The sequence below is a fragment of the Amycolatopsis sp. PSD-21 genome (genome assembly GCF_055561455.1).
This window is the reverse complement of sequence record NZ_CM145712.1, coordinates 6,573,721-6,585,891: the sequence shown is the minus strand read 5'-3', so window position 1 is coordinate 6,585,891 and position 12,171 is coordinate 6,573,721. Positions and strand designations below refer to the sequence as shown.

Here is a 12,171-nt window from a genome sequence, read left to right as displayed (position 1 = left end):
CGGCCGGCTCAACACCACTGGCGAGCCGAGTACCGGTGAGGCATTCGCGCGGGTGGGTTCGCGCGGGGTCGCCTGGGGAGGTGCACCCGGCCCGGACCCACCCGCCGCGCGTTTCTCCGAGTGTGTGAACCGCCTTCGGCTGCGAAGATCTCCGCAGATCGACATGGCGAGGAGCACTGATGGCGGAGAGTTCTGCACGGCGGAGTCGGCTGCGGGTCTGGTACCGGCCGATGACGATGCGCGATTCCGGCGAAGGCCACCGGGTCGCGACCCCGTTGGAGCTGTTGTTCGACCTGTGTTTCGTGGTCGCCGTCGCGCAGGCCGCCGCCGGCCTGCACCACGCGATCGCCGAGAACCACATCGGGCACGGCGTGCTCAGCTTCGGGATGGTGTTCTTCGCGATCTGGTGGGGCTGGCTGAACTTCAGCTGGTTCGCGTCGTCGTTCGACACCGACGACGTCCCGTACCGGCTGGTGACGCTGGTGCAGATCGCGGGCGGGCTGACCGTCGCCGCCGGTGTCTCGTCGGCGTTCGGAGGCGACTTCGCGATCGTGGTCGCCGGCTACGTCCTGATGCGGCTCGCGATGGTCGTGCAGTGGCTGCGCGCCGCGCGGACCGATCCGGAATGCCGCCCCGCCGCACTGCGGTACGCCATCGGTATCACGATCGTCCAGATCCTGTGGGTCGTCCGACTCGGTCTCCCGGAGTCGCTGGCGCTGCCGTCGTTCTTCCTGCTCCTGGTCGCGGAACTCGCGGTCCCGGTGATCGCCGAACGCAAGCGCTGGACGGGCTGGCACCCGCACCACATCGCCGAGCGCTACGGCCTGTTCACGATCATCGTGCTGGGTGAATCCATCCTCGGCGCGACCACCGCGGTCAAGGAGGGACTGGACGAGGGCAAGCACACCGGCAGCCTGATCTCGCTGGCCGCCGCGGGTCTCGTGCTGGTGTTCTCCTTGTGGTGGCTGTACTTCGACCAGCCGGGTCACGTCCGGCTGGAGAAGGCGAAGAGCCTGTTCACCGTGGCGAGCTGGGGCTACGGGCACTATCTGATCTTCGCCTCGGCGGCCGCGCTCGGCGCCGGCCTCGAAGTCGCGGTCGACTACGACACCCACACCGGGCACGTCGCGTCCCTGCCCGCCGCCATGGCGACGACCGTGCCCGTCGCGATCTATCTGCTCAGCGTCTGGCTGATGCACATCGGGCCCACCAACGAATGCCGCCCGATCGCGATCGGCTTCCCGGTGACCGCGGTGCTCGTGCTCGCCGCGTCGTTCACGCCGGCGCCCATCCACATCACCGCGGGGCTCGCCGCCGCCCTCGTCGTGCTGACGGTCGTTGCCACCCACGGCGAGCCGGTTCCGGGAGAGGGTCCGATCGACGCAGGTCAGAGCCCCGGCGCGAAAAAAGGGACCCCCCTGTAAACGCCGGTTTCGGGCCGTGTAATGTTCTCTTCGTCGCCAGGGAAACCGAGCGGCCGCCGGGAACACGAACCAAGCTCCCACCGGATGGTGGTAGAGTGGGTGGTCCCGAACCGGAGAGGTAACTCTACCCCCGCTGAAACGGCAGTTTCGAGCAGGTGCTAGGGTGTGCTCCGGACAAAAGCCAAGAAATAACTGCTTCGGATAAGGCCGCTTAGGTGTGGTGCGATCTGGGGTGTGTTGCTTGAGAACTCAACAGTGTGCTAGTGAACTAAGCCAGTAGAGCTTATGTATTTGAACCTCGTTTGAGGTTCCTTTGAGAGCATTAAATTGCCTCGATTGAATTCGAAGACATTGTTGGAGAGTTTGATCCTGGCTCAGGACGAACGCTGGCGGCGTGCTTAACACATGCAAGTCGAACGATGAACCGGTTTCGGCCGGGGATTAGTGGCGAACGGGTGAGTAACACGTGGGCAATCTGCCCTGTACTTTGGGATAAGCCTGGGAAACTGGGTCTAATACCGGATACGACTTCTGCGGGCATCCGTGGAAGTGGAAAGCTCCGGCGGTACAGGATGAGCCCGCGGCCTATCAGCTTGTTGGTGGGGTAATGGCCTACCAAGGCGACGACGGGTAGCCGGCCTGAGAGGGTGACCGGCCACACTGGGACTGAGACACGGCCCAGACTCCTACGGGAGGCAGCAGTGGGGAATATTGCACAATGGGCGCAAGCCTGATGCAGCGACGCCGCGTGAGGGATGACGGCCTTCGGGTTGTAAACCTCTTTCGCCAGGGACGAAGCGCAAGTGACGGTACCTGGATAAGAAGCACCGGCTAACTACGTGCCAGCAGCCGCGGTAATACGTAGGGTGCGAGCGTTGTCCGGAATTATTGGGCGTAAAGAGCTCGTAGGCGGTTTGTCGCGTCGTTCGTGAAAACTCCACGCTTAACGTGGAGCGTGCGGGCGATACGGGCAGACTTGAGTTCGGTAGGGGAGACTGGAATTCCTGGTGTAGCGGTGAAATGCGCAGATATCAGGAGGAACACCGGTGGCGAAGGCGGGTCTCTGGGCCGATACTGACGCTGAGGAGCGAAAGCGTGGGGAGCGAACAGGATTAGATACCCTGGTAGTCCACGCTGTAAACGTTGGGCGCTAGGTGTGGGCGACATCCACGTTGTCCGTGCCGTAGCTAACGCATTAAGCGCCCCGCCTGGGGAGTACGGCCGCAAGGCTAAAACTCAAAGGAATTGACGGGGGCCCGCACAAGCGGCGGAGCATGTGGATTAATTCGATGCAACGCGAAGAACCTTACCTGGGCTTGACATGCGCCAGACATCCCTAGAGATAGGGCTTCCCTTGTGGTTGGTGTACAGGTGGTGCATGGCTGTCGTCAGCTCGTGTCGTGAGATGTTGGGTTAAGTCCCGCAACGAGCGCAACCCTTATCCTACGTTGCCAGCGCGTTATGGCGGGGACTCGTGGGAGACTGCCGGGGTCAACTCGGAGGAAGGTGGGGATGACGTCAAGTCATCATGCCCCTTATGTCCAGGGCTTCACACATGCTACAATGGCTGGTACAGAGGGCTGCGATACCGCGAGGTGGAGCGAATCCCTTAAAGCCGGTCTCAGTTCGGATCGCAGTCTGCAACTCGACTGCGTGAAGTCGGAGTCGCTAGTAATCGCAGATCAGCAACGCTGCGGTGAATACGTTCCCGGGCCTTGTACACACCGCCCGTCACGTCATGAAAGTCGGTAACACCCGAAGCCCATGGCCCAACCCGCAAGGGGGGGAGTGGTCGAAGGTGGGACTGGCGATTGGGACGAAGTCGTAACAAGGTAGCCGTACCGGAAGGTGCGGCTGGATCACCTCCTTTCTAAGGAGCAACACATCCATCGTTCCCGGGATACCCGGAACCAGAGCGGTGGGGTGGCCAGGACTCAAGTGCCGAATGTGTGCTTGTTCTGGTTGCTCAAGGAATTGTGGAACTACTGGTTATGGTGTCGCCGGCTTCTGCTGGGACGCTCAAGTACTGCACTTTCGGGTGCGTGGAACGGGTGCTTCTGGGGAGTCGGAGGGATTGTTCGCTGGCATGCTGTTGGGTCCTGAGGCAACACGCCGAGGGGCTTACACGAGCTCCAGGGTTGTTTGTTTCTGGTGTGGTGTTTGAGAACTGTAGAGTGGATGCGAGCATCTTTGTGGTCAAGTTGTTAAGGGCACATGGTGGATGTCTTGGCTTCAGGAGCCGATGAAGGACGTGGGAGGCTGCGATATGCCTCGGGGAGCTGTCAACCGAGCTGTGATCCGAGGATTTCCGAATGGGGAAACCCAGCACCAGTTATGTGGTGTTACCCGCATCTGAATATATAGGGTGTGTGGAGGGAACGCGGGGAAGTGAAACATCTCAGTACCCGTAGGAAGAGAAAACAACCGTGATTCCGTGAGTAGTGGCGAGCGAAAGCGGAAGAGGCTAAACCATGCACATGTCAAGCTGTCAGGCGTTGTGTGTGTGGTGTTGTGGGACCCGCCTTGGAGGATCTGACAGTCTTCCGGGTTTGCGCGTGTGTTAGTGGAACGCCTTGGGATGGGCGACCGGAGTGGGTGAGAGTCCCGTACGCGAAAACACATGTTTGTGGACCTTGGTGGTGTTCCCGAGTAGCAGCGAGCTCGTGGAATTTGCTGTGAATCTGCCGGGACCACCCGGTAAGCCTAAATACTTCCTGAAGACCGATAGCGGACTAGTACCGTGAGGGAAAGATGAAAAGTACCCCGGGAGGGGAGTGAAAGAGTACCTGAAACCGTGTGCCTACAAGCCGTCAGAGCCCGAGCACATCTTTGTGATGTTGAGGTGATGGCGTGCCTTTTGAAGAATGAGCCTGCGAGTTAGTGCTGCGTGGCGAGGTTAACCCGTGTGGGGTAGCCGTAGCGAAAGCGAGTCTGAATAGGGCGATTGAGTCGCGTGGTCTAGACCCGAAGCGGAGTGATCTACCCATGGCCAGGCTGAAGCGTCGGTAAGACGACGTGGAGGGCCGAACCCACTTAGGTTGAAAACTGAGGGGATGAGCTGTGGGTAGGGGTGAAAGGCCAATCAAACTCCGTGATAGCTGGTTCTCCCCGAAATGCATTTAGGTGCAGCGTCACATGTTTCTCCACGGGGGTAGAGCTACTGGATGGTCTAGGGGCCTTACCGGGTTACCGAAATCAACCAAACTCCGAATACCGTGGTGTGAGAGTGTGGCAGTGAGACGGCGGGGGATAAGCTTCGTCGTCGAGAGGGAAACAGCCCAGAACACCAGCTAAGGCCCCTAAGTGTGTGCTCAGTGGGAAAGGATGTGGGATTGCCCAGACAACCAGGAGGTTGGCTTAGAAGCAGCCACCCTTGAAAGAGTGCGTAATAGCTCACTGGTCAAGTGGTCCTGCGCCGACAATGTAGCGGGGCTTAAGCACACCGCCGAAGCTGTGTCATTCATACATGTACATCCATCGCCTCCTTGAGAGTGTGATGCAGTGGTATGGATGGGTAGGGGAGCGTCCTGCATCCAGGGAAGCGGCGGCGGAAGCCAGTCGTGGAGGGTGTGGGAGTGAGAATGCAGGCATGAGTAGCGAATGCAGAGTGAGAAACTCTGCCGCCGGATGACCAAGGGTTCCTGGGCCAGGCTAATCCGCCCAGGGTAAGTCGGGACCTAAGGCGAGGCCGACAGGCGTAGTCGATGGATAACGGGTTGATATTCCCGTACCCGAGCACGTGCGCCCAGGATGAGGCGGTTGATACTAACCACCCGAAGCGCCATCCAAGACCCTTCGGGGTGGAGGGTGGTTGTGGAGCGTGGGATCTGATTCCGTAGTAGTCGAGTGATGGGGTGACGCAGGAAGGTAGCTCCGCCAGTGAGTGGTAGTACTGGTGTAAGCGTGTAGACCGGAGTGTAGGCAAATCCGCATTCCATATAGGTTGAGACGTGATGCGTAGCCGATTGAGGCGAAGTAGAGTGATCCTATGCTGCCGAGAAAAGCCTCTAGCGAGTGCGTGCACGGCCCGTACCCCAAACCAACACAGGTGGTCAGGTAGAGAATACTAAGGCGATCGGGTGAACTGTGGTTAAGGAACTCGGCAAAATGCCCCCGTAACTTCGGGAGAAGGGGGGCCAAACACTCTGAAGTCCCTTGCGGACTAGGGGTGGGTGGCCGCAGAGACCAGCGGAAAGCGACTGTTTACTAAAAACACAGGTCCATGCGAAGTCGCAAGACGATGTATATGGACTGACGCCTGCCCGGTGCTGGAACGTTAAGAGGACCGGTTAACCCTTCGGGGTGAAGCTGAGAATTTAAGCGCCAGTAAACGGCGGTGGTAACTATAACCATCCTAAGGTAGCGAAATTCCTTGTCGGGTAAGTTCCGACCTGCACGAATGGCGTAACGACTTTCCGGCTGTCTCAACCACAGGCCCGGCGAAATTGCACTACGAGTAAAGATGCTCGTTACGCGCGGCAGGACGGAAAGACCCCGGGACCTTTACTATAGTTTGGTATTGGTTTTCGGTTCGGCTTGTGTAGGATAGGTGGGAGACTGTGAAGCTGGCACGCTAGTGTTGGTGGAGTCGTTGTTGAAATACCACTCTGGTCGGATTGGGAATCTGAACCTCGGACCATGATCTGGTTCAGGGACAGTGCCTGATGGGTAGTTTAACTGGGGCGGTTGCCTCCTAAAGAGTAACGGAGGCGCCCAAAGGTTCCCTCAGCCTGGTTGGCAATCAGGTGTTGAGTGCAAGTGCACAAGGGAGCTTGACTGTGAGACAGACATGTCGAGCAGGGACGAAAGTCGGGACTAGTGATCCGGCACCACCTGGTGGAAGGGGTGTCGCTCAACGGATAAAAGGTACCCCGGGGATAACAGGCTGATCTTGCCCAAGAGTCCATATCGACGGCATGGTTTGGCACCTCGATGTCGGCTCGTCGCATCCTGGGGCCGGAGTAGGTCCCAAGGGTTGGGCTGTTCGCCCATTAAAGCGGCACGCGAGCTGGGTTTAGAACGTCGTGAGACAGTTCGGTCCCTATCCGCCGCGCGCGTAGGATACTTGAGGAAGGCTGTCCCTAGTACGAGAGGACCGGGACGGACGAACCTCTGGTATGCCAGTTGTCACGCCAGTGGCATGGCTGGTTGGCCACGTTCGGAAGGGATAACCGCTGAAGGCATCTAAGCGGGAAGCCTGTTCCAAGATGAGGTATCCCACCCCTTGTGGGTTAAGGCCCCCAACAGACCATTGGGTTGATAGGCCAGAAATGGAAGCACAGTAATGTGTTGTCGAGTTGACTGGTACTAATAGGCCGAGGACTTGCCCACAAAGATGTTACGCATCCACTCTACAGCTCTGAAACACCACACAACCCCCTCGTTGTGAGGTTGTGGGGGAGTGTTTCACAGTGTTTCGGTGGTTATAGCGTCAGGGAAACGCCCGGTCCCATTCCGAACCCGGAAGCTAAGCCTGACAGCGCCGATGGTACTGCAACCGAAGGGTTGTGGGAGAGTAGGACACCGCCGGACTAACATTAAAGAAAAGGGCCCAGGTCGGTCGAGAACCCAGAGTTCTCCCGACCTGGGCCCTTTTTTTCATACCTAAACCCCGCCACACGCGTGACTAAACCCCTATCTCACGTGATCAGAGACGTCACACGCGTGATTGAACCCGTCACTCACGTGATCAGAGACGTAACTCGCGTGATCACACGGACGACACCCGTGATCAGAGGGACGACACCCGTGTTTGCCGGGACGACAAGCGTGATTGGCTGGCCGACACGGCACCCGGCCACCTGATCACACGTGTCGTCCCTCTGATCACGCGTGTCGTCCCTCTGATCACGCGTGTCGTCCAACCAAACACACGCGCCGGCCGCCTGATCACGTGAGTTACGAGCCTGATCACGCGAATGACGAGTCTGCGCACGCGAGTTACGGGTCTGAGCACGCGAATGACGGACTCAAACACGTGAGTTACGGGTTCACTCGCGCGAGATACGGGTTCGATCACGTGAGTGGCCGGGCTGGGCACGCGAATGACAGGGACGATCACGTGAGTGGCGGGGCTGGGCACGTGAGTGGCGGGTGGAGTCACGGCGGTGGCGGGATCAGGGCGGGGAGGGTGTCGCTGAGGGGGCCGCGGACGACGGCTGTGGCCATGGAGTCGTAAGGCGTTTCGGAGCCGTTGCAGATCACCACGGCGGCTCCGGAGCGGGAAGCGACGCTCACTAGGGAGGCGGCCGGCTGGACGCGGAGCGAGGACCCGGCCACCAGCAGGAGGTCGCTGTCGGAGACGGCGGCGCGGGCGGCTCGGAGCAGGTTCTGGTCCAGGTGCTGGCCGAACGAGACAGTGGCCGACTTGAGGATGCCGCCGCACACCAGGCAGGGCGGATCGGTCTCGCCTGCTCGGACACGTTCCAGGGTCGAGCGCATGTCCCGGTGGTCGTCACAGGACAGGCAGACGGACTCGAACATCGTCCCGTGGAGTTCCAGCACCCGCTCCGGTGGCGAGCCCGCCTTCTGATGGAGCCGGTCGATGTTCTGGGTGATGATCCGCGTCGGCGACAGGCGCTCGAGCGCGTAGTGCGCGGCATTCGGTGTCGCGTCCCAGCCGGGGTGCACCAGCCGCGCCTGCCAGGTCCGTTCGCGGACCTCACGGCTGCCTTGGTACGCCTTGAGGTTCGACATCTTCTCCGCGGCCGGATCACGGGTCCACAGGCCCTGCGGGCCGCGGAAGTCGGGGATCCCCGAATCCGTGGAGATCCCGGCGCCGGTCAGTGCGACGACCCGGCCGGCGCCGGCCACGAGGGAGCGGGCGGTGCTCAGGGTGCTGGTCACCGGCCCATCATGCCTCTACTTGAGCGCGCTGCCCGCCTGCCAGTCGGTCCACGACTTCGACCAGTCGCCGTAGAGGTCCCACACCGGCAGCTGCGGGCCACCGGAGTTGGTCACCTCGACGACGTCGCCGAGCCCCATGTTCTGGTAGAACCACTGGGCGTTGGCGGCGTTGAGGTTGATGCAGCCGTGCGACACGTTGGAGCTGCCCTGTGCGCCGACACTGTTCGGGTTCTCGTGGACGAACTCGCCGTCGTTGGAGATGCGCAGCGACCACTTCTCGTTCGCCTTGTAGTACCCCGGCTGGCCCTGGCAGACGCCGTAGGTGCACGAGTCCATCACGTAGTTCTGGTGTTTGTCCGAAATGACATGGGCGCCCAAATGCGTGGGTGTGGCGTCCTTGCCCATGGAAATCGGCATCGATTTCGCCAGCTGGCCATTGTGGAAGATCTGCATCTGTTCGGTGTTGCCGTCGGCTTTCGCGACCCACGAATCGTGCACTTTGTACGTTTCGGTGCGGTCGGTCGCGCCGTACACGCCATTGCCGAAATCGACGCCGTAGATCATCGCCGACACTTTGAGCGTCGTCCCCGGCTGCCAGTACACCTTGGGGCGGTAGTGGACGTTCTTGTCGTCGATCCAGTACCAGGAGCCCTCCTGCTTCGGCGTGGACTCCACGGACAGCTTCTTCTCGACCTCGGCCTTGTTCTTCACCGGCTGGCCGAAGGCGAACACGATCGGCTGCCCGACGCCGACGCCGGCGGACGCAACCGCCGCTGGGGCCGGGATGAGGTTCGGGTTCGCCTGCTGCTTCGGACTCAGCGTGGAGACCCTGCTCTGCTGCTCGACGGGCTTCCCGTCGGTGCCCTGGGCATGCGCCACGATCTTGTACGTGCTGCCGTAGCCGAGCGGCTCGGTGGTCCTCCAGCTGAGCCCGTCGCTCGCCAGCTCGCCCTTCACCTGGTTGCCCTTGTCGGCGTTGCTGACGGTGACGTCGATCAGTTTGCCGTGCTCGGCCTTGACCACCACCGGCGTCGCCGGATTGACGTTCGTCCCGCCTGCCGGATCGATGGTCACCGAAACCGGGCTCGTGTCCGGTTCGGCGCTGGTGCCGGGCGAATCGGTGCCGCCCGAGGGCGAACAGGCCGAAATCAGCACCACCGCGGCGAGTATTCCGGCCGTCGAAAGTAATGTCTTCTTGGGAAACATGTGAGTCTCTTTTTACGTCGCTATCAGCGGAAAGTTCTCTTTCAAAACTACGCGACGAAGAAGACGTGATCGATGCCGGATGGTTGCCTGTCAATCCACGACGAGACCGGGGGCACCGTAAAGACCGGGGCCATCGACACGCAATTCGCCCAAATAGGTCTTCGCGGCGTCATAGGCTTCGGCGGTCAGCGTGGTGGTGTGGCGGAAGTCCAGCGGGCTGACCCGCACCGGCTTCGGCCCGGGCACGTACACCACGGGCACTTCGGCCGCGGCGATCGGCGCCTCCAGGACGGCCTGGTTCCGCATGCTGATCATCGCGGTGAACATCAGCACCTCGGCGAAGGTCTGCGGGGCGCCGGGCATCTTGCCGGGGAAGGCGCAGTCGAGGACGACAAGCGATTTCGCGCCCATGGCGAGCGCCTGGCGCATCGGCACGTTGGCGACCAGACCGCCGTCGTAGAGCATCCGCTCACCGAACGGCACCGGCGGATAGATCCCCGGGATCGCACAGCTGGCCAGCAGGGGCGCCAGAACGGGTCCCGAGCGGATGAGCAGGGGCTCGGCGGTGTCGACGTCCGTCGCGACGACACCCAGCGGCAGCGCGAGATCCTCGAATCGGGCGCCCTCGCCGATGTGCTCGTCGACGATCGCGGCGAGACCGGTGTTGGGGAACAGGTTGGTCTTGCTGTGCCGCAACGTGCGCACCTGGCTGAACACGCCGCCGGGGAACGCCTCGTGCCGGGTCATCCGGGACCAGATCCGGTCGAGCCGGTCGCCCGATTCACCCCCGAGGGCGAGCACGGCGGCGTTCAGCGAACCCACCGAGGTGCCGACGACGAGGTCCGGGGTGATCCCGGCTTCGGTCAGGGCACGCAGCATCCCGACCTGCATGGCCCCGAGACTGCCGCCGCCACCGAGTACGAAACCGATCGGCTGGGGCAGGTTCAGGGCGGCCATACCCGGGAATTTAGTCGTCCGCGCCGATCTTCGCCGGAGTGGCTTCCTCGACCGCGACGGCGAGCGCCCGCTTCTTCTTGTAGCGCAGCAGGAAGTACACGGCGACGCCGACGAGCACGCCGACGATCACCAGCCCGCCGGTGTTGAGCGCGCCTTCGACCTTCTTGGCGGCTTCACCGAGCGCGGCGCCGATCCCGATGTGGATGGCCGACCAGCATGCCGCGCCCGCCGCGGCGGCGGGCAGGAACTTGCGGAAGGGCAGGCCCGACGTGCCCGACGCCGCCGGCGTCAGCGTGCGGATCACCGGGAGGAACCGCGCGAAGAACACCGCCCACGCGCCTCGCCGTTCGAGCACGCCCGTCGCCTTGTCCCAGGCGTCGAGGCCGTACTTGCGGATCAGCTTCGTCTCGCGCAGACGGGGGCCGAAGCGTTTGCCGATCGCGTAGCCGAGAGAGTCGCCGAGTGCGGCGCAGACCGTCACGACGGCCCACAGGGTCAGGAAACGCGGGACCGACGTCGCCGTCGTGGCCGCGACCAGCAGCCCCGATTCACCGGGGGCGATGAAGCCGAGCCCGATGGTGCATTCGGCGAACACCAGCCCGCCGGTCGCCGCGACCAGTCCCGGTTCCGGGAGACCCTGCAGCCAGTTCAGAAGATCAGTTACCAACGCCACCAGGTCACTTTACTGATTCGTGACCTGGTGGGTGGCGATGTCGCGAGGAGGGTGACCGGAGTCACCTCGCCAGCAGCGAGCTGGCTTCCTGCGCGGCGGGACCTTCGGCGGCCAAGTGGGCCAGGTTCTCCGACAACGGCTCGCCGCGGTGGGCCTTCGTCTGGGCGAACAGCCGTCCGGCGCGGTACGACGAGCGTACGAGCGGCCCGGCCATGACTCCGGCGAAGCCCATGGCCTCGGCGGCGTTCGAGTGCTCGACGAACTCTTCGGGCTTGACCCAGCGGTCCACCGGGTGGTGCCTCGGTGACGGCCGCAGGTACTGGGTGATCGTCAGGATTTCGCAGCCGGCGTCGACCAGGTCCTTCATCGCGGGCGCGACCTCGTCCGGGGTCTCGCCCATGCCCAGGATCAGGTTCGACTTCGTCACCAGGCCGGCCTCACGAGCGCGGGTGATGACTTCCAGCGACCGCGCGTAGCGGAAACCAGGCCGGATGCGCTTGAAGATTCGCGGCACCGTCTCCACGTTGTGCGCCAAAACCTCGGGGCGGGAGCCGAAGACTTCGGCGAGCTGGTCCGGATCCGCGTTGAAATCCGGGATCAGCAGCTCGACACCGGTACCCGGGTTCAGCGCGTGGATCTGGCGCACGGTCTCCGCGTACAGCCACGCGCCACCGTCTTCGAGATCGTCACGCGCGACACCGGTCACCGTCGAGTAGCGCAGGCCCATCGCCTGGACGCTCTCGGCGACCTTCCGCGGCTCGGTCCGGTCCAGCGCCGCCGGCTTACCCGTGTCGATCTGGCAGAAGTCACAACGCCGCGTGCACTGGTCCCCACCGATCAGGAACGTCGCCTCACGGTCTTCCCAGCACTCGTAGATGTTGGGACACCCGGCTTCTTCGCAGACGGTGTGGAGGCCTTCACGGCGCACCAGGCCTTTGAGTTCGGTGAACTCCGGACCCATCCTCGCGCGCGTCTTGATCCACGACGGCTTCTTTTCGATGGGAGTCTGGGAATTCCGGACCTCGAGCCGCAACAACTTGCGGCCATCTGGGGCAGCACTCACAC

General features: G+C 62.3%; 6 protein-coding genes and 3 rRNA genes. 4 read left to right on the top strand and 5 right to left on the bottom strand.

Features of this window, described 5'->3' with window-relative positions; genetic code table 11:
• The first annotated feature begins 179 nt into the window (after window positions 1–179).
• From ACZ1DY_RS30795 to rrf, 4 genes are all read left to right on the top strand, one after another.
• Window positions 180–1,424, top strand: a complete 1,245-nt coding sequence (locus tag ACZ1DY_RS30795; RefSeq protein WP_465481737.1) for a low temperature requirement protein A — start codon at window positions 180–182, stop codon at window positions 1,422–1,424.
• A gap of 351 nt (window positions 1,425–1,775) precedes the next feature.
• Window positions 1,776–3,294, top strand: a 16S ribosomal RNA gene (locus tag ACZ1DY_RS30790).
• 324 nt (window positions 3,295–3,618) lie between these two features.
• Window positions 3,619–6,755, top strand: a 23S ribosomal RNA gene (locus tag ACZ1DY_RS30785).
• A gap of 84 nt (window positions 6,756–6,839) precedes the next feature.
• A 5S ribosomal RNA gene (gene rrf / locus ACZ1DY_RS30780) occupies window positions 6,840–6,956 on the top strand.
• The 16S, 23S and 5S rRNA genes sit together here, the layout of an rRNA operon.
• 567 nt (window positions 6,957–7,523) lie before the next feature.
• Here rrf and ACZ1DY_RS30775 read toward each other — a convergent pair.
• From ACZ1DY_RS30775 to lipA, 5 genes are all read right to left on the bottom strand, one after another.
• The gene (locus ACZ1DY_RS30775) at window positions 7,524–8,270 is read right to left on the bottom strand and encodes an SIR2 family NAD-dependent protein deacylase (protein WP_465481736.1); all 747 of its coding nucleotides are present in this window, start codon (window positions 8,268–8,270) and stop codon (window positions 7,524–7,526) included.
• Window positions 8,271–8,285: 15 nt separating this feature from the next.
• Window positions 8,286–9,476 carry a L,D-transpeptidase gene (locus ACZ1DY_RS30770; RefSeq protein WP_465481735.1) on the bottom strand — a complete coding sequence of 397 codons (1,191 nt, stop codon included), beginning with the start codon at window positions 9,474–9,476 and terminating at the stop codon, window positions 8,286–8,288.
• 90 nt (window positions 9,477–9,566) lie between these two features.
• Window positions 9,567–10,433, bottom strand: a complete 867-nt coding sequence (locus tag ACZ1DY_RS30765; protein ID WP_126737780.1) for a patatin-like phospholipase family protein — start codon at window positions 10,431–10,433, stop codon at window positions 9,567–9,569.
• A gap of 10 nt (window positions 10,434–10,443) precedes the next feature.
• Window positions 10,444–11,106: a DedA family protein gene (locus tag ACZ1DY_RS30760; RefSeq protein ID WP_126737779.1), complete on the bottom strand. Its 663-nt coding sequence runs from the start codon at window positions 11,104–11,106 to the stop codon at window positions 10,444–10,446.
• A gap of 61 nt (window positions 11,107–11,167) precedes the next feature.
• Window positions 11,168–12,169 (bottom strand): lipoyl synthase, encoded by a 1,002-nt coding sequence (lipA, locus tag ACZ1DY_RS30755; protein WP_465481734.1) that lies wholly within the window; start codon window positions 12,167–12,169, stop codon window positions 11,168–11,170.
• Window positions 12,170–12,171: the final 2 nt, after the last annotated feature.